This window comes from Streptomyces sp. NPDC023157, from assembly GCF_055560575.1.
The window spans coordinates 443,031-461,411 of record NZ_JBVHIL010000005.1 but is presented as its reverse complement, the minus strand read 5'-3'; the positions used below and the strand labels follow the sequence as shown (position 1 = coordinate 461,411).

The following is an 18,381-nucleotide window of genomic DNA, read 5'->3' as shown; positions in this document are numbered from 1 at the left end:
GCGATGTCGTGGCCGGTCGGCCGGGGACGATGAGGTGGGGTAACCATGAACGCGCCGTACGACGGTGACCGCGGTCAGGCCGCGGGCGGCACCACGCCCGCCGGCGGGACGCCCGCGGCACCGGCCCCCGGCCCCATGCCGGTGCCGCCGCCGCAGCAGCCCGCGCCTGACCCGTACGCACCGAACGAGCGGAACCCGTACGCCCAGGACCCGTACGTCCAGGACGCCTACGCCCAGGACCCGTACCAGGGCCGGGACCTCTCGGCGCAGGACCCGGTGACCGAGGCGCTGTACGACCGCGCCGCGCACCCGCCGCCGCCACCCGGCACCTACGCGGAGCCCCAGCCGCTCTACCAGCAGCCGGCCGCGCCCGCGCACGCCCCGGACCCCCGGGTGTGGGCGCAGACCCCGGCGCCCGAGCCGGACGGGCCCTCGCGGCACCTGCCGTACGGCGACGACGCCCGCACGGTCCAGTTCACCGGTGTCGACGACCTGGTGACCCGGGCGGGGGAGGACGTGCCGGAGACGGACGCCTTCGCCCACCTCTACCGGGACCAGCAGACGCCCGGCCAGGTACCTCCGCCGTCGACGGAGCCGAACCCCATGCCCGCGCCCGCCCCGAAGAAGTCCGGCCGCGCCTCCGGGCTGCTCAAGTCGAGCGCCGTGATGGCCGCGGGCACCCTCGTCTCGCGCCTCACCGGCTTCGTCCGCAGCCTCGTGATCACCGGTGCTCTCGGCGCCGCCCTGCTCGGTGACACCTTCACCGTCGCGTACACCCTGCCCACGATGATCTACATCCTCACCGTGGGCGGCGGTCTCAACTCGGTCTTCGTGCCGCAGCTGGTCCGCTCGATGAAGAACGACGAGGACGGCGGCGAGGCCTACGCCAACCGCCTGCTGACCCTCGTGATGGTCGCGCTCGGCGCGATCGTCGCCATCGCCGTCTTCGCGGCCCCCGTGCTGATCCGGCTGATGTCGAACACCATCGCCGACGACGCGGCGGCCAACAGCGTCGCCGTCACCTTCGCCCGCTACTGCCTGCCCACGATCTTCTTCATGGGCGTGCACGTGGTGATGGGTCAGATCCTCAACGCCCGCGGCAAGTTCGGCGCGATGATGTGGACCCCGGTCCTCAACAACATCGTCATGATCGCCACGTTCGGCCTGTTCATCTGGGTCTACGGCACCTCCGCCGAGTCCCACATGGGCGTCCAGACCATCCCCGAAGAGGGCATCCGGCTGCTCGGCATCGGCACCCTGCTCGGCCTGGTGGTCCAGGCCCTGGCGATGATCCCGTACCTGCGCGAGACCGGCTTCCGCTTCCGCCCGCGCTTCGACTGGAAGGGCCACGGCCTCGGCAAGACGGTCAAGCTGGCCAAGTGGACCGTGCTGTTCGTGCTCGCCAACCAGGCCGGCGTCCTGGTCGTCACCCAGCTCGCCACCGCGGCCGGTGAGGAGTCCGGCAAGAACGGCGCGGGCTTCCTGGCCTACTCCAACGCCCAGCTGATCTGGGGCATGCCGCAGGCCATCATCACCGTCTCCGTCATGGCCGCGCTGCTGCCCCGCATCTCCCGCGCCGCCTCGGACAACGACCCGGGCGCCGTCCGGGACGACATCTCCCAGGGCCTGCGCAACTCGGCCGTGGCGATCGTCCCGGTCTCCTTCGCCTTCCTGGCGCTCGGCGTCCCGATGTGCACCCTGCTCTACGCGTCCAGCGGCGTCCAGGCCGCCCAGGGCATGGGCTTCATCCTGATGGCCTTCGGCCTCGGCCTGATCCCCTACTCCGTGCAGTACGTCGTCCTCCGCGGCTTCTACGCCTACGAGGACACCCGGACGCCCTTCTACAACACCGTCATCGTCGCCGCGGTCAACGCGGCCGCCTCGGCCGTCTGTTACGTCGTGCTCCCGGCCCAGTGGGCCGTGGTCGGCATGGCCGCCTCGTACGGTCTGGCCTACATGGTCGGCGTCGGCGTCGCCTGGCGCCGCCTGCGCAACCGCCTCGGTGGCGACCTCGACGGCGCCCATGTGATGCGTACCTACGCCCGGCTGTGCCTCGCGTCGCTGCCGGCCGCGGTCGTCGCCGGAGCGGTCGGCTTCGGCCTCCTGAAGGTGCTGGGCGAAGGGGCCCTCGGCTCGCTGGTGGCGCTGCTCGTGGGCGGAGCGGTCCTGCTCGGCGTCTTCTTCGTCGCCGCCAAGCGCATGCGGATCGCGGAGCTCAACTCCATGGTCGGCATGGTCCGCGGGCGTCTGGGACGCTGACGAACGGGCTTCGCACAACCATCGCCTGCCGACGCGTGTCGTGCATAGCGTCGGACTGTGGGCACAATTGGCATGGCTGTTGGATGTGGCGCAACGGATGGGGAGGCAGGAACGACGGTGGCGGAACGTAGCACGGCTGCCGTCGACGTGGCCGACAACAGCGGTGACGACCCGCTGACCGCCAAGGCGGAGAAGGCCGCGACCGACGGGGTGGCGGAAGCGCAGAAGAAGGCGGTCACGACCGCCGAGGCCACGGACAACAAGGCAGGCGAACCGAAGAGCGACGAACAGCCCTCCCTCACGGCACCGGACTTGCACAGCGGCCACAAGCTGGCCAGGCGCTACCGGTTGGAGGAGTGCGTCACCCGACTGGACGGGTTCAGCAGCTGGCGCGCCGTGGACGAGAAACTCCGCCGCGCCGTCGGCGTGCACATCCTGCCCGCCGACCACCCGAGAGCACGCTCGGTGCTGGCCGCGGCCCGTTCCGCCGCGCTCCTCGGCGATCCGCGGTTCGTCCAGGTCCTCGACGCCGTCGAGGAGAACGACCTCGTGTACGTCGTGCACGAGTGGCTGCCCGACTCCACCGAGCTGACCGCGCTCCTGGCCACCGGGCCGATGGAGCCGCACGACGCCTACCAGTTGGTCAGCCAGGTCTCCCAGGCCATGGCCGCGGCGCACCGCGAGGGGCTCTCGCACCTCCGGCTCACGCCGAGCGCCGTGCTGCGCAGCTCCACCGGCCAGTACCGCATCCGCGGCCTCGCCGTGAACGCCGCCCTGCGCGGCATCAGCGCCGACCGGCCGCAGCGCACCGACACCGAGGCGATCGGCGCCCTGCTCTACGCGGCGCTCACCCAGCGCTGGCCGTACGACAACGACGCCTACGGCCTCTCCGGGCTCCCCAAGGGCGTCGGGCTGCTCGCGCCCGACCAGGTGCGCGCGGGGGTCCACCGCGGCCTCTCCGAGATCGCCATGCGCGCCCTGGCGAACGACGGGGCCACCGCCTCGCGCCAGGAGCCGCCCTGCACCACCCCGGACGAGCTGGCCAAGGCCGTGGCGGCCATGCCGCGCATCCGCCCGCCGGAGCCGGTGTTCCCGCTCCCGACGCCGCCCGAGTACCAGCGCACGACCTACCAGCAGGGCACGTACGGGCGCCCCCAGCCGCGCCCGCAGGTCCCTCAGCCGGTCGTGGTTCCGCCGCCTCCGCTGCAGAGCCGTGCCGGCAAGGCGCTGAAGTGGGCCGTCTCCGCCCTGCTGATCGCCGCCCTGGGCCTGGGCAGCTGGCAGATCGCTGACCGGCTCCTGAACCAGCCGAAGGACACCGACACCCCACAGGTCACCCAGCCGCAGACCGGCGAGGACGAGAAGGACAAGCCGAACGGCAAGCCGGTCACGATCGTCGACGCCCATGACTTCGACCCGCAGGGCGACGGCGCGGAGAACTCGGACCAGATAAAGAACGCCTACGACGGCGACCCGAGCACCTCGTGGACGACCATGCGCTACGACGGCTACTCGAAGTTCGGACATCTGAAGGACGGTGTGGGCATCGTCCTGGACCTCGGCACGGTCCAGCAGGTCGCCAAGGTCGACGTGACCTTCCAGGGCAGCACCTCGGTCGAACTGCGGACGGCGCCCGAGGGCACCTCGTCCCCGCCCGACAAGGCCGGGGGCTTCGCCACGCAGGCTTCGGGGCACGGTTCCCAGGTGTCGCTCACTCCGGCCAAGCCGGTCAAGACGCGCTACGTGCTCGTCTGGCTCACCGACCTGCCGGCCGGTGGCGGCGGCTTCAAGGGCCAGATCTCGGACATCAAGATCACCAGCTGATCCGCGCGGGGGGAGGGGCTCACCGTTGGACGACGCCATACGCGACGAGCGCAGCGACCAGGAACTTCTGGCCTGCCATGTGGCCGGCGATCAGGACGCCTTCGGTGAGCTCGTGCGCCGCCACCGGGACCGGTTGTGGGCGGTGGCCCTGCGGACGCTCGGCGACCGCGAGGAGGCCGCTGACGCCGTCCAGGACGCCCTCGTGTCGGCGTTCCGGGCCGCCCACACCTTCCGGGGCCAGTCGGCCGTCACGACCTGGCTGCACCGCATCACCGTGAACGCCTGTCTCGACCGGGTACGCAAGGCGGCCTCCCGCCGCACCTCCCCGATGGACGACACCGAACGGTTCGAGCAGCTCCTCGAACCGCACGAGTCCGCCGAGGCCCCCGCCGAGCGCCAGGATCTGCACCGCCAGCTCCTGGCCGCCCTCGCCACGCTCCCCCCGGAGCAGCGTGCCGCCCTCGTCCTGGTCGACATGCAGGGATATCCGGTGGCCGAGGCCGCCCGGGTGCTCGACGTCCCCACCGGCACCGTGAAGAGCCGCTGTGCGCGCGGACGGGCCAGACTCCTGCCGATGCTCACTCATCTGCGCGGCGACACGGTGGGTAACGAGAGCCCCGACCGGGGAAGGAACCGGACGCCGGGGACATCCGTCCCACCGGTGCCGGGACCGACGGAGACCGGACCGAGCAATCCAGCTGCTGTGAAGGGCGGAGGTGGGCGCGCGTGACTTCCACGGCCGACACGACTCAGCATCCCGACGTCTCGGAGATCTCCGAGCTCGCCGAAGGCCTCCTCCCGCCTTCCCGTGGCGCGGTCGTACGCCGCCACCTCGACGCGTGTTCCCTCTGCGCCGATGTACGGACCTCCCTGGACGAGATCCGGAGCCTGCTGGGCACCCTTCCGGGGCCGCCCCGGATGCCTGCGGAGATCGCCGGACGGATCGACGCCGCCCTGGCCGCCGAAGCCCTCCTGGACTCCACGGCGCCGGACACCACCGCGCATGTTTCACGTGAAACACCGCGCAGCCATCCGGCCGAGACCGCCCCGGCCGTGGACCGGCCCGTGGACCGGCCCGTCGGGCGCCCCTCCGCCGCCACCGGGCCCGGACGGCCCCGTGGGCGTCGGCGTCGCAGGGGCGCCGTCCTCGGCGCGGCCGTCGGCGCCGCGGCGCTGGGGCTGAGCCTGTTCTTCCTCCAGTCGGGTGTGCTGAACGTCAACGGGGACGGAGCGGGCGCCCAGACGACGTCCGACACCGCTGCCAGCGCTGCCGGTGCCGCCCGTTTCGACGGTGTTCCGGTCGAGGCCGCCGCTCACGCCCTCCTCCAGCAGGACAGCACCTTCAAGGCCCCCCAGGACAGCCCCGAGTCGCTCTCCGCCCAGAGTGGCGGCGACGGCCAGAAGCGGTCCCTCACCGCCCCCCTGCCCGCCTGCGTCCAGGCCGGCACTCAGCGCTCGGACGCGGCCCTCGCCTTCCGGAAGGGCGCCTATCAGGGACGAGAGGCCTATCTCCTCGTCCTCCCCGACACCGCCGACAGCACCCGGGTGCAGGTCTATGTGGTCGACGCCTCCTGCGCCACGGGGAGCGGGAATGCCCGGGCCGACGTGCTGCTGAAGGAATCCGTGTCGCGCTCGTGAACTCCGCGCCGTGCCAGGCGGCGGTCTCGGGAATGCTTGCCCCGTAGGATCGGTTGGGTGGGTGAGAGTGACCGACAGGATCGCCCCCCGTAGGCAGTAGGCAGTCTGCAGAGACGAGGAACAAACCCGTGAGCGACGTCCGTAACGTGATCATCATCGGCTCCGGGCCCGCGGGATACACCGCTGCGCTCTACACGGCCCGTGCGTCGCTGAACCCGCTCGTCTTCGAAGGTGCGGTCACCGCTGGTGGCGCCCTGATGAACACGACCGACGTGGAGAACTTCCCCGGGTTCCGTGACGGCATCATGGGCCCGGACCTGATGGACAACATGCGTGCCCAGGCGGAGCGCTTCGGCGCCGAGCTCGTTCCGGACGATGTCGTCGCCGTAGACCTCACCGGTGACATCAAGACCGTGACCGACACCGCCGGCACCGTGCACCGCGCGAAGGCCGTCATCGTCACCACCGGCTCCCAGCACCGCAAGCTGGGCCTGCCGAACGAGGACACCCTCTCCGGCCGCGGTGTCTCCTGGTGCGCCACCTGCGACGGGTTCTTCTTCAAGGACCAGGACATCGCCGTCGTCGGCGGCGGCGACACCGCGATCGAGGAGGCCACCTTCCTCTCGCGCTTCGCCAAGTCGGTCACCATCGTCCACCGCCGTGACTCCCTGCGTGCCTCCAAGGCGATGCAGGAGCGCGCCTTCGCCGACCCGAAGATCAAGTTCGCCTGGGACAACGAGGTCGCCGAGATCCACGGCGAGCAGAAGCTCAGCGGTCTGACCCTGCGCAACACCAAGACCGGCGAGAGCAGCGAGCTCCCGGTGACGGGCCTCTTCATCGCCGTGGGCCACGACCCGCGCACGGAGCTCTTCAAGGGCCAGCTGGAGCTGGACGAGGAGGGCTACCTGAAGGTCGACGCCCCGTCCACGCGCACCAACCTCACGGGCGTCTTCGGTGCGGGCGACGTCGTCGACCACACCTACCGCCAGGCGATCACCGCCGCCGGCACCGGCTGCTCGGCCGCGCTCGACGCCGAGCGCTTCCTGGCGGCTCTCGCCGACAGCGAGAAGCTTGCCGAGACCCCCGCGGTCTGACCCCTCCGCCTCAATCACCCCACACCCCGCGAATTAAGGAGGCCGCCGTGGCCGGCGCCCTGAAGAACGTGACCGACGCTGACTTCGAGGAGATCGTCCTCAAGAGCGACAAGCCCGTCCTGGTGGACTTCTGGGCCGCGTGGTGCGGGCCGTGCCGTCAGATCGCCCCGTCGCTGGAGGCCATCGCCTCCGAGCACGGTGAGATCGAGGTCGTGAAGCTCAACATCGACGAGAACCCGGCCACGGCCGCCAAGTACGGCGTCATGTCCATCCCGACCCTGAACGTCTACCAGGGCGGCGAGGTCGTGAAGACGATCGTCGGTGCCAAGCCGAAGGCCGCGATCCTGCGCGACCTCGACGGCTTCGTCCAGACGAAGGCCTGACACTCTCGCTGTTTCACGTGAAACATCAGCGGCCCGCCCCCTTCCGAGGGGGCGGGCCGTCGTCGTTTCCGCGAGGAGTCCCCGCCGGGATCACAGGGGCCGCAGCGCCGGCTCCTTCTGTACGGCTCCCAGCAGCCGGTCCAGGGCCAGCTCGACGTCTTCCTTCCAGGAGAGCGTCGTCCTCAGCTCCAGCCTCAGCCGCGGGAACGCGTGGTGCGGCCGCACGGTCTTGAAGCCCACGGCCAGGAGGTGATCGGCCGGGAGGACACAGGCCGGCTCCTTCCAGCGGGCGTCGCCGAACGCCTCGATCGCCTTGAAGCCCCGCCGCAGCAGATCCTTCGCCACGGTCTGCACCATCATCCGCCCGAGCCCCTGGCCCTGGTACCCCGGCATGATCCAGGCCGTCATCAGCTGGGCGGCGTCCGCCGAGACGGGACTCGTGGGGAAGGCGATGGCACGGGGCACATACGCCGGGGGCGCGTACAGCACATAGCCGACCGGCACCTCGTCGACGTAGACCACCCGGCCGCAGGATCCCCATTCGAGGAGCACGGCGGAGATCCACGCCTCCTTCTCCAGCTCCGGCCGGCCGGCCTTCACGGCGGCCTCTCCGCTCACCGGATCGAGCTCCCAGAAGACACAGGAGCGGCACCGCTTGGGGAGATCCGGAAGGTTGTCCAAGGTGAGCGGTACGAGCCGACGCCCCACGGCTGCTCCTCGTTTCCCTCGGCCAATGCCGGACGAATACGCCTCTTCGCATCGTAACGAGGGCGTGAGGGGGGCGATACCGCACTCAGGCAAAGGGCGGGGCGCGTTCCGGTGAAAGCCGGAACACGCCCCGCCCGGGGAGAAGAAGAGAGGGCTCAGCCCTCGGAGTCCTGCCCGTCCTGCCCGTCCTGCTCATCCTGCTCGGCGTTTCCCTGGTCCATCACTCGCCCCTCGCCGGGGGCGAGCGTCGACAGGATCCGGTCCAGATCCTCCATCGAGGCGAACTCGACGACGATCTTGCCCTTCTTCTGGCCCAGGTCGACCTTCACCCGGGTCTCGAAGCGGTCCGAGAGACGGGTCGCCAGCCGGTTCAGGGCCGGGGAGACCCGGGCACCCGCCCGCGGACCCTTCGGCTTGACCGAAGAGGACGGCTCCGAGCCCATCAGCGTGACGATCTCCTCGACCGCCCGCACCGACAGCCCCTCGGCCACGATCCGGTACGCCAGCTTGTCCTGCGTCTCCGGGTCGTCCACGGAGAGCAGAGCGCGGGCGTGGCCGGCGGAGAGGACTCCTGCGGCGACCCGGCGCTGCACCGGCGGGGAGAGACGCAGCAGACGGAGCGTGTTGGAGACCTGCGGACGCGAACGCCCGATCCGGTCGGCCAGCTGGTCGTGGGTGCAGTGGAAGTCCTTGAGGAGCTGGTCGTAGGCGGCGGCCTCTTCCAGCGGGTTCAGCTGCGCCCGGTGCAGGTTCTCCAGGAGGGCGTCGAGCAGCAGCTTCTCGTCCTCGGTGGCCCGCACGATCGCGGGGATACGCTCCAGACCGGCCTCGCGGCAGGCCCGCCAGCGGCGCTCACCCATGATGAGCTCGTAGCGCTCGGCACCCAGCTGGCGTACGACGACGGGCTGGAGCAGGCCCACCTCCTTGATGGAGGTGACCAGCTCGGCCAGGGCGTCCTCGTCGAACACCTCACGCGGCTGGCGCGGGTTGGGGGTGATGAAGTCCAGGGGAAGCTCCGCGAAGTGCGCCCCGGCGGGGGACTCCGGCAGAACCTCGGGCTCGGGCACCGGCACCACGGAGTCGGGCGACTGCGGGCTCGCCGGAAGGGTCGCCAGCTTCGCCGCCGCCACCCCTCGCTCCGAGCCGAGCGCCGGAACGGCACCGGGGGACGAGGTCGCCTGGCTTCCCACGGCCACGGCCTGCACCTGTCGCTCCTGGGGAGCAGCGGGGATCAGCGCACCGAGCCCACGTCCCAGCCCCCTACGTCGCTCGCTCACTGGATCCCCTCCGACATTCGCTGGCTGTTCTGGTGGCCCATGGCCGGCTGGCCGGTGTGGGCGTGCGTGGCGTCGTACTGGACCTCGACACCGCGCAGGGCGATCTCACGGGCCGCCTCCAGGTACGACAGGGCACCGCTGGAGCCCGGGTCGTAGGTGAGGACGGTCTGCCCGTAGCTCGGCGCCTCCGAGATACGCACGGATCTCGGGATGCTGGTTCGCAGCACCTCCTTGCCGAAGTGGGTGCGCACCTCGTCGGCCACCTGCGAGGCGAGCCTCGTCCGACCGTCGTACATGGTGAGCAGGATCGTCGAGACGTGCAGCGTGGGGTTGAGGTGCCCGCGCACCAGCTCGACGTTCCGCAGGAGCTGGCCCAGGCCCTCCAGCGCGTAGTACTCGCACTGGATGGGGATCAGCACCTCGGCCCCCGCCACCATGGCGTTGACCGTGAGCAGGCCCAGCGACGGCGGGCAGTCGATCAGGATGTAGTCGAGCGGCTGCTCGTACGCCTGGATCGCGCGCTGCAGACGGCTCTCTCGGGCCACCAGGGACACCAGCTCGATCTCGGCACCGGCCAGATCGATGGTGGCAGGGGCACAGAAGAGCCCCTCGACGTCCTGGACCGGCTGGACGACCTCGGAGAGCGGCCTGCTCTCCACGAGGACGTCGTAGATCGAGGGGACCTCGGCGTGGTGGTCGATGCCGAGCGCCGTGGAGGCGTTGCCCTGCGGGTCGAGGTCGATGACCAGGACACGGGCACCGTGCAGGGCGAGGGAGGCGGCAAGGTTGACCGTCGTGGTCGTCTTGCCCACTCCGCCCTTCTGGTTGGCGACCACCATCACGCGGGTCTGGGCAGGCCGGGGAAGCCCCTCACCCGCACGGCCCAGGGCCTCTACGGCCAGCTGAGCTGCACGACCAATGGGGGTGTCGTCCATCGGGGGCGGTGTTTCACGTGAAACATCCTCCCCCGCCGATTCGGTTCGGGGACCGGGGACCGGATCGGTCATCGGTCCCGCGATGTTGGCGTCGGACCGCAAGGATTCACTCTCCTCGGCTTCAGGCTCGCGATGAACAGAGCCTGCCATGCTTTCGGGGTCGTGAACCAGCGAGGCCCGTGGTTCTGTGGAGGAATCCACCTCTGTGGACAACCCCTTGACCCTCACGGGGGGTTTCGCCGGAGGTGTGCGGTCCCAGGGCGTGGCAGCCGCGCGGCCGCGGCTGATGATCCCCTGCAGCAGTGAGCGACGTTTCACGTGAAACACGATGCACGCGCCGCAGGGTCAGGACCGCTCGACACTCCGAAATCTGTACGTATCGCAGCTTGTACGGATCAGTGGGCAGGGGTCAGCGGCCGCCGCGGCGGGGCCGGCTGGTCCTGGCCGCCTTGGCTCGCTTGGCGGCGAACCTCACACCGCCGGGGCTCTCGCCGACCTCGACCCGCACGACCGTGGAGAGCGGATCGACGATCCCCTCACCCACGTGCAGGACGGAGGTGCCCACCACGCCCAGCTTGGACAGGGCGGCGCGGGCGCCGTTGATCTCCTCCTCCGCCGTGTCTCCCTTGAGCGCGAGCATCTCGCCGTAGGGACGCAGCAGCGGAACGCCCCAGCCGGCCAGCCGGTCGAGCGGTGCGACGGCGCGGGCGGTGACGACGTGCACGGGCTGCAGCGTGCCGAGCACCTCTTCGGCGCGGCCACGGACCACCGTCACGTGGTCGAGGCCGAGCAGCTCGACGACCTCCTGGAGGAAGTTCGTCCGGCGCAGCAGCGGCTCAAGGAGCGTGATCTTCAGGTCCCGGCGCACCAGCGCCAGCGGGATGCCGGGCAGGCCGGCGCCCGAGCCGACGTCGCACACCGTGACGCCCTCGGGGACGACCTCGGAGAGCACGGCGCAGTTCAGGATGTGACGCTCCCACAAGCGGGGAACCTCACGGGGGCCGATCAGACCGCGCTTGACCCCCGCGTCCGCGAGGAGCTCCGCGTAGCGCACGGCCTCCGGAAAGTACTCGCCGAAGACCGTCCGCGCCTGCTCCGGCGCCTGGGGAAGCTCCGCTGCCTCCGTCACGGGGAACCGTCCTTCCGTACCGCACGCATGACGTGCGAGCGCACTGTGTGGCTGACTATCAGGCTGACAAAATTCGGCCCCGCCTGCGAACAGACGGGGCCGACACTACGAGAGCGATCAGGCAGGGAGCACGACGACGAAGCGCTGCGGCTCCTCGCCCTCGGACTCGCTGCGCAGACCGGCGGCGGCGACCGCGTCGTGCACGACCTTGCGCTCGAACGGGGTCATCGGGTCCAGCTTGACCGGCTGGCCGCTGGACTTGACCTCGTCGGCGGCCTTGGCGCCGATCTGCGCCAGCTCGGAGCGCTTCTGGGCACGGAAGCCGGCGATGTCGAGCATCAGACGGCTGCGGTCACCGGTCTCCCGGTGCACGGCCAGCCGGGTGAGCTCCTGAAGGGCCTCCAGCACCTCGCCGTCACGGCCGACCAGCTTCTGCAGGTCACGGCCGTTCGAGTCGGAGATGATCGAGACCGAGGCCCGGTCCGCCTCGACGTCCATGTCGATGTCACCGTCGAGGTCGGCGATGTCGAGCAGGCCTTCGAGGTAGTCGGCCGCGATCTCACCCTCCTGCTCCAGGCGGGTCAGGGTGTCGACACCCTCGGCGGCGGAGGTGGTGGTGCCTTCCGTCACGGATGGACTCCTTCTTGCTTCGTGGAGGCTTACTTCTTGGAGGAGGGGTGCTTGGGCCGCTGCTGGCCCTTGCGCTGGCGGGAGCCGCCGGAGTTGGCCCGCTGCCGCGCCGGCTTGTCGCCCGCGTCCTGGGTCCCGGCCTTGCTGTCCTTCGCCTCGGACTGCGGCTTCTTCTCCAGCGAGGGAGCCGCCTTCTCGTCGGCGTCGGCGGCGGCACCGGCTTCCTCGGCCTCCGGGGCCGAGTCCTCGGCCTCCTTCGCCGGGGTCTGCTGGCCGCCGGACTGGCGCTGGGCCTTGGTCTGGCGCTTGGGCTGCTGGCGCCGGGTGGCGGCACCGCCCTCGGCCTCGGCGGCCGTGGTGTCGCTCTTGATCACGGTGCCGTCGGCCTGGGCGGCGAAGCCGGCCTTGGCCAGACCCGCGAAGAAGCGGCGCTCGTTCTCGTTGCGGTCGCTGCCCTTGGCGACGATCGCCTTGACGATGTTCTTGCGCCGACGGCCGCGGACCTCACCGTGGTGGGTGACGCCCTTGAGCAGGCGCTGGAGGTAGGCGTCCTGGGCCTTGCTGCCCGGCGTCGGGTTCTGGTTGATCACGTACATCTGCTGGCCCATGGTCCACACGTTGGTGGTCAGCCAGTAGACGAGGACACCGACGGGGAAGTTGATGCCCATGACCGCGAAGATCAGCGGGAAGATGTACATGAGCATCTTCTGCTGCTGCATGTACGGGGTCTTCACCGAGAGGTCGACGTTCTTCATCATCAGCTGGCGCTGGGTGAAGAACTGCGAGGCCGACATCATGATGATCATGACCGCGGTGACGATGCGGACATCGGTCAGCGAGGCGTTGAGGGCGGCGACCTTCTCGGCGCTGTCCGTGAACTTGGCGGCCAGCGGGGCGCCGAAGATGTGGGCCTGCCGGGCGCTCTCGAGCAGCGGCTGATCGATGACGCCGATCGTCTTGCCCGAGGCGATCGCGGAGAGCACGTGGTACAGCGCGAAGAAGAACGGCGACTGCGCCAGGATGGGAAGGCACGAGGAGAGCGGGTTGGTGCCCGTCTCCTTGTACAGCTTCATCATCTCTTCGGACTGACGCTGCTTGTCGCTCTTGTAGCGCTCCTGGATCGCCTTCATCTTCGGCTGGAGCGCCTGCATGTTCCGCGTCGACTTGATCTGCTTCACGAAGAGCGGGATCAGGCAGATACGGATCAGCACCACGAGGGACACGATGGACAGACCCCAGGCCCAGCCCGTGTCAGGGCCGAAGATCGCCCCGTACATGCTGTGGAACTGGACGATCACCCATGAGACAGGTGTGGTGATGAAGCTGAACAGACTGGCAATCGTGTCCACTAATCAGGCTCCTTGAGCATTGGGCGAGGTCTCTCCGGCCGGGCTCGTGTCGGCGGAGGACCCGCCCTTGTCTCCGCGCAGGGCGGCACGCAGCATCTCGTGCCAGCGCGGCCGCTTGCGCGGGGGAACATGGTCCACGCCGCCCGGCGACCACGGATTGCACCGCAGGATGCGCCAGGCGGTCAGGGCTGTGCCCTTGACCGCGCCGTGCCGGTCGATGGCCGTGAATCCGTAGTGGGAACACGACGGGTAGTACCGGCAGACGGGGCCCAGGAGCGGGCTGATCGTCCACTGGTACAGCTTGATGAGGGCCAGCAGCGGGTACTTCATCGCGTGCCCCCTCCCAGCAGCCGCTGAAGGGCGGCGTCCAGGTCTCGGGCCAGCTGTGCATGATCGGCGTCGCCGGCTCCGGGCAACGCCCGTACCACCACCAGGCTACCGGGGGGCAGCTCGGTGAGCCGTTCGCGCACGAGATGGCGCAAACGACGCTTCACCTGATTGCGGACGACCGCTCCGCCAACGGCTTTGCTCACGACGAAACCCGCACGCGTCGGGGGAGCGCTCTCCCCAGGCGCGTGCGGGTCCGTTGCATCGCTGTGCAGATGGACGACGAGGCACGGGCGTCCAGCCCGGCGCCCTCGGCGTACCGCGGTCGCGAAGTCCTCGCGCCGCCTCAGCCGATTCTCGGTAGGCAGCACGTCATGACCTGTTTAGACAGATCAGGCGGACAGTTCCGCGCGACCCTTGGCACGGCGGTTCGCCAGGATGGCGCGGCCGGCACGGGTGCGCATGCGCAGGCGGAAGCCGTGGGTCTTCGCGCGACGACGGTTGTTCGGCTGGAAGGTGCGCTTGCTCACTCGGGGGCTCCAGAAATGATTCGTTGGTGGCGGGACATCGCCTGGCTGTCACCGTGCGCCCACGAGTAGCTCGTAATACGCCCGAGTGCACCGCTTCGCGACCACGTAAGGTGATCTTCGCCCATCGGAGGCAGGCGGCAGCAGCCATCGACAACTCGACCTGGTTACGGTACGCGCGGCTACGCCATCCGGTCAAACCGGCCGGTCACCGGGGTCCATTGTGCACAGGCTGTGGACAAAACTTGAACCACGTCAGCCGCCACGACTACCGTGGCTGGACTCCGCAATCTTTTCCGTTCTGTCCTTACCTGTCCTTCAGGACTTCGACCTGCCGTCCCGAGAACCACACATTCGTGGGACCTGCGAGGAAGCGTGCCCCGTGGCTGACGTACCTGCCGATCTTGCCGCAGTGTGGCCGCGCGTGCTGGAAGAGCTTCTCGGCGAAGGCCAGCAGGGCATCGAGTCCAAGGACAAGCAGTGGATCGAGCGGTGCCAGCCGCTCGCCCTGGTGGCCGACACCGCCCTGCTCGCGGTACCCAACGAGTACGGCAAGCAGGTCCTCGAGGGCCGGCTCGCCCCGCTCATCAGCGAGGCCCTCAGCCACGCCTGCGGCCGCCCGATCCGGATCGCGATCACCGTCGACGACTCGGTCGGCGAGCCGACCCCGCCCGCGCCGCCCGTCCGGCACGCGCCGCAGCCCCAGCCGCCGCAGCGCTACGACGAGCGCCCGCCGGCAGAGCCGTACGGGAAGTACGACAAGTACGAGAAGTACGACGAGTACGGGCGCCCGCTGCCGGACGACGGTCTGCCGACCGCCCGGCCGGCCTACCCCGAGTACCAGCAGCAGCGCCCCGAGCCCGGGTCCTGGCCGCGCGCCCAGGAGGACCTGTCCTGGCAGCAACAGCGGCTCGGCGGCTTCCAGGAGCGCGACCCCTACGCGACGGCCCGCCCCCAGCAGCCCCAGCCGCGGTACGACGAGCGGCCCCCGGCGTACGAGCAGCGGCAGCGGCCCGACCGCGGCGAGCAGCACGAGCCCCAGCGGCCGGGCGGCGGCCCCCGTCCGGGCGGTCCCGTCCCCGGACCGATGGGCACCGGTCCGACCGGCGGCCCCGGCATGGGCGGCCCCTCCGGGCAGGGCGGCGGTCCCGGCGCGCCGGGCGAGCAGCACGCGCGGCTGAACCCCAAGTACCTCTTCGACACCTTCGTCATCGGTTCCTCGAACCGCTTCGCGCACGCGGCCGCGGTCGCGGTGGCCGAGGCGCCGGCGAAGGCGTACAACCCCCTCTTCATCTATGGCGAGTCGGGGCTCGGCAAGACCCATCTGCTGCACGCGATCGGGCACTACGCCCGCAGCCTCTACCCGGGCACGCGGGTGCGGTACGTGAGCTCGGAGGAGTTCACCAACGAGTTCATCAACTCGATCCGCGACGGCAAGGGCGACGCCTTCCGCAAGCGCTACCGCGATGTGGACATCCTGCTGGTCGACGACATCCAGTTCCTCGCGAGCAAGGAGTCGACGCAGGAGGAGTTCTTCCACACGTTCAACACGCTCCACAACGCCAACAAGCAGATCGTGCTCTCCTCTGACCGGCCGCCCAAGCAGCTGGTGACCCTGGAGGACCGGCTCCGCAACCGCTTCGAGTGGGGTCTGACCACCGACGTGCAGCCGCCGGAGCTGGAGACGCGGATCGCGATCCTGCGCAAGAAGGCGGTCCAGGAGCAGCTGAACGCCCCGCCGGAGGTGCTGGAGTTCATCGCCTCCCGGATCTCGCGGAACATCCGCGAGCTGGAGGGCGCGCTGATCCGGGTGACGGCCTTCGCGAGCCTCAACCGGCAGCCGGTGGACCTCGGGCTGACCGAGATCGTCCTCAAGGACCTGATCCCGGGCGGCGAGGACTCGGCGCCGGAGATCACCGCGGGCGCGATCATGGCGGCGACGGCGGACTACTTCGGTCTGACGGTGGAGGACCTGTGCGGCTCCTCGCGCAGCCGGGTGCTGGTCACGGCCCGGCAGATCGCCATGTACCTGTGCCGGGAGCTCACGGATCTGTCGCTGCCGAAGATCGGCGCGCAGTTCGGCGGCCGTGACCACACCACGGTCATGCACGCCGACCGCAAGATCCGCGCGCTGATGGCCGAGCGGCGCTCCATCTACAACCAGGTCACCGAGCTGACCAACCGCATCAAGAACGGCTGAGACGCCGCCGCGGACCCCTTCGAAGGGCGCCCAGGGACAAGCTCCCCGGGCGCCCTTCGGCGTTCCCAGGAGCCTTCCGGAAGCGGCTCACACCGGGTCCACGAGCCGTCCGTGGGCCGTCCGTGGGCCGTCCCCGAGCCTCTGCGGACCCTCTGCGGGCCCTCTGTGGACCCTCCGCGAGCCGTCCGCGGCCGCTGATCGGGCCCTGTGCACACCTGTGTACGAGCGCCCGCTGTTCGATTACTCCGTTCCGGTGGCGAGTTCTCCACAGATTGAGGGATGATCTTCCGTCCACAGGGTGGGGACTACGAAGTTATCCGGATTACATCCACAGGGTGACCGGCTGACAGACCATCATCCCTGGTCAAGGGCCTGTGGAATTGTTGGCAAACGATCTCCACAGCCTGTGGATAAAAAACTGTCCACAGGGGGCCCGGCTCGGTTGTCCACCGGCCGCCCACAGGCTCCGGGCGGTTGCCCACAGCTTCTCCACACCGCTGTCCACTGTTCGGCAACGAAACACCCCCGCTCACCGCACCGAGTGAAAGCGGTCACACCAAGGGAGACGTTTGGGCTGTGGGGAACCTGGGGAAAGCTGGGGACAGCACTGGGGAGAACTACCCCTGCCCTGTGAATCGGGTGTGCAGAACTTTCGCGTGTCCACAGAACGGCCCGGTTTTCCACGGGCTCCACCCACAGGGTCGGTGGACAAAAAACAGGGGCTGACCTGCGCCAACGGCGTTATCCACCGTTTCCACAGCCCCTACTACTACTCCCACAGAGAGTTAGCTAGGAATCCGCTTCGAAGCGGGGCCTGTGCACAACTCGAGCCCGGAGCCTCGACGCGCTCTCGTCGCGACTTGACCCCGAGCCGCACCGAGTGTCGGTGGCGTACGTCAGACTGGTTCCCGCAGTCGACGAAGAGCCAGCAACAAGCAGGAGGCGGTTCCGGTGAAGATCCGGGTGGAGCGCGATGTACTTGCGGAGGCGGTGGCGTGGGTGGCCCGCAGCCTTCCGGCCCGTCCGCCGGCGCCCGTGCTCGCGGGCCTTCTGCTGAAGGCCGAGGACGGCGCGCTGAGCTTCTCCAGCTTCGACTACGAGGTCTCGGCCCGGGTCTCCGTCGAGGCCGAGGTCGAGGAGGACGGCACCGTCCTGGTCTCCGGCCGCCTGCTCGCCGACATCTGCCGCGCCCTCCCCAACCGTCCGGTGGAGATCTCCACAGACGGTGTACGGGCGACCGTGGTCTGCGGCTCCTCCCGCTTCACCCTCCACACCCTTCCCGTGGAGGAGTACCCGGCGCTGCCGGAGATGCCCACCGCGACCGGCACCGTCCCCGGTGAGGTCTTCGCCTCCGCCGCCGCCCAGGTGGCCATCGCCGCCGGCCGCGACGACACGCTGCCCGTGCTCACCGGTGTGCGCATCGAGATCGAGGGCGACACCGTCACCCTGGCCTCCACCGACCGCTACCGCTTCGCCGTCCGCGAGTTCCTGTGGAAGCCGGAGTCCCCGGACGCCTCCGCGGTCGCCCTGGTGCCCGCGAAGACGCTGCTGGACACCGCGAAGGCCCTGACGAGTGGCGACACGGTCACCCTGGCGCTCTCCGGCTCCGGCAAGGGCGAGGGCCTCATCGGCTTCGAGGGCGCGGGCCGCCGCACCACCACCCGGCTGCTCGAGGGCGACCTGCCGAAGTACCGGACGCTCTTCCCCACCGAGTTCAACTCGATCGCCGTGATCGAGACCGCGCCCTTCGTCGAGGCCGTCAAGCGCGTGGCCCTGGTGGCCGAGCGCAACACCCCGGTGCGGCTCAGCTTCGAGCAGGGCGTGCTCATCCTGGAGGCCGGCTCCAGCGACGACGCACAGGCTGTGGAGCGCGTGGACGCGCAGCTGGACGGCGACGACATCTCGATCGCCTTCAACCCGACCTTCCTGCTGGACGGCCTGAGCGCGATCGACTCCCCGGTCGCCCAGCTCTCCTTCACCACCTCCACGAAGCCGGCGCTGCTGAGCGGCAAGCCGGCGCTCGACGCGGAGGCGGACGAGGCGTACAAGTACCTGATCATGCCGGTACGCCTGAGCGGCTGACCCCACAGGTGTGCACCCG

At 69.9% G+C, this 18,381-nt stretch carries 17 protein-coding genes; 8 read left to right on the top strand and 9 right to left on the bottom strand.

Features of this window, described 5'->3' with window-relative positions; translation table 11 throughout:
• The first annotated feature begins 45 nt into the window (after positions 1-45).
• The 6 genes from murJ (at position 46) to trxA (ending at position 7,198) form a co-directional block, all read left to right on the top strand.
• Positions 46-2,259: a murein biosynthesis integral membrane protein MurJ gene (gene murJ, locus ACZ3ZE_RS20755; RefSeq protein WP_361620921.1), complete on the top strand. Its 2,214-nt coding sequence runs from the start codon at positions 46-48 to the stop codon at positions 2,257-2,259.
• Between the two features lie 117 nt (positions 2,260-2,376).
• Positions 2,377-4,083 (top strand): protein kinase family protein, encoded by a 1,707-nt coding sequence (locus ACZ3ZE_RS20750; protein WP_467260052.1) that lies wholly within the window; start codon positions 2,377-2,379, stop codon positions 4,081-4,083.
• 25 nt (positions 4,084-4,108) lie between these two features.
• On the top strand, positions 4,109-4,813 hold the full coding sequence (gene sigM / locus ACZ3ZE_RS20745; RefSeq protein WP_361168342.1) for an RNA polymerase sigma factor SigM: 705 nt from the start codon (positions 4,109-4,111) through the stop codon (positions 4,811-4,813).
• On the top strand, positions 4,810-5,721 hold the full coding sequence (locus ACZ3ZE_RS20740) for a hypothetical protein (RefSeq protein ID WP_361168345.1): 912 nt from the start codon (positions 4,810-4,812) through the stop codon (positions 5,719-5,721). Before sigM ends, ACZ3ZE_RS20740 begins: the two co-directional genes overlap by 4 nt.
• 128 nt (positions 5,722-5,849) lie before the next feature.
• Positions 5,850-6,815 (top strand): thioredoxin-disulfide reductase, encoded by a 966-nt coding sequence (trxB, locus tag ACZ3ZE_RS20735; RefSeq protein ID WP_361168348.1) that lies wholly within the window; start codon positions 5,850-5,852, stop codon positions 6,813-6,815.
• Between the two features lie 47 nt (positions 6,816-6,862).
• Positions 6,863-7,198: a thioredoxin gene (gene trxA / locus ACZ3ZE_RS20730; protein ID WP_361168351.1), complete on the top strand. Its 336-nt coding sequence runs from the start codon at positions 6,863-6,865 to the stop codon at positions 7,196-7,198.
• A 90-nt stretch (positions 7,199-7,288) separates the two neighbouring features.
• Here the strand turns inward: trxA and ACZ3ZE_RS20725 are convergent, their stop codons facing one another.
• From ACZ3ZE_RS20725 to rpmH, 9 genes are all read right to left on the bottom strand, one after another.
• Positions 7,289-7,906, bottom strand: a complete 618-nt coding sequence (locus ACZ3ZE_RS20725) for a GNAT family N-acetyltransferase (RefSeq protein WP_361168354.1) — start codon at positions 7,904-7,906, stop codon at positions 7,289-7,291.
• 155 nt (positions 7,907-8,061) lie between these two features.
• Positions 8,062-9,183 (bottom strand): ParB/RepB/Spo0J family partition protein, encoded by a 1,122-nt coding sequence (locus tag ACZ3ZE_RS20720; RefSeq protein WP_361168357.1) that lies wholly within the window; start codon positions 9,181-9,183, stop codon positions 8,062-8,064.
• Positions 9,180-10,268, bottom strand: coding sequence for a ParA family protein (locus ACZ3ZE_RS20715; protein WP_361168360.1), 1,089 nt, complete (start codon positions 10,266-10,268; stop codon positions 9,180-9,182). Before ACZ3ZE_RS20715 ends, ACZ3ZE_RS20720 begins: the two co-directional genes overlap by 4 nt.
• Positions 10,269-10,527: 259 nt before the next feature.
• Entirely contained in the window at positions 10,528-11,247 is a 720-nt protein-coding gene (gene rsmG / locus ACZ3ZE_RS20710) for a 16S rRNA (guanine(527)-N(7))-methyltransferase RsmG (protein ID WP_361168363.1), read from the bottom strand.
• A gap of 117 nt (positions 11,248-11,364) precedes the next feature.
• A complete protein-coding gene (locus tag ACZ3ZE_RS20705; protein ID WP_361168366.1) occupies positions 11,365-11,877 on the bottom strand; it encodes a Jag family protein in 513 nt (170 codons plus the stop codon).
• Positions 11,878-11,906: 29 nt separating this feature from the next.
• A complete protein-coding gene (gene yidC, locus ACZ3ZE_RS20700) occupies positions 11,907-13,226 on the bottom strand; it encodes a membrane protein insertase YidC (RefSeq protein ID WP_361168369.1) in 1,320 nt (439 codons plus the stop codon).
• A 3-nt stretch (positions 13,227-13,229) separates the two neighbouring features.
• On the bottom strand, positions 13,230-13,556 hold the full coding sequence (yidD, locus tag ACZ3ZE_RS20695; protein ID WP_361168372.1) for a membrane protein insertion efficiency factor YidD: 327 nt from the start codon (positions 13,554-13,556) through the stop codon (positions 13,230-13,232).
• The gene (gene rnpA, locus ACZ3ZE_RS20690; RefSeq protein ID WP_361168375.1) at positions 13,553-13,924 is read right to left on the bottom strand and encodes a ribonuclease P protein component; all 372 of its coding nucleotides are present in this window, start codon (positions 13,922-13,924) and stop codon (positions 13,553-13,555) included. The genes yidD and rnpA overlap by 4 nt, the downstream gene beginning before the upstream one ends.
• A 21-nt stretch (positions 13,925-13,945) precedes the next feature.
• The gene (gene rpmH / locus ACZ3ZE_RS20685) at positions 13,946-14,083 is read right to left on the bottom strand and encodes a 50S ribosomal protein L34 (RefSeq protein ID WP_046908686.1); all 138 of its coding nucleotides are present in this window, start codon (positions 14,081-14,083) and stop codon (positions 13,946-13,948) included.
• 379 nt (positions 14,084-14,462) lie between these two features.
• Between rpmH and dnaA the strand changes: the two genes are divergently transcribed.
• Positions 14,463-16,280 (top strand): chromosomal replication initiator protein DnaA, encoded by a 1,818-nt coding sequence (dnaA, locus tag ACZ3ZE_RS20680; protein ID WP_361168378.1) that lies wholly within the window; start codon positions 14,463-14,465, stop codon positions 16,278-16,280.
• 951 nt (positions 16,281-17,231) lie between these two features.
• Positions 17,232-18,362: a DNA polymerase III subunit beta gene (dnaN, locus tag ACZ3ZE_RS20675; RefSeq protein ID WP_189804961.1), complete on the top strand. Its 1,131-nt coding sequence runs from the start codon at positions 17,232-17,234 to the stop codon at positions 18,360-18,362.
• Positions 18,363-18,381 lie beyond the last annotated feature (19 nt).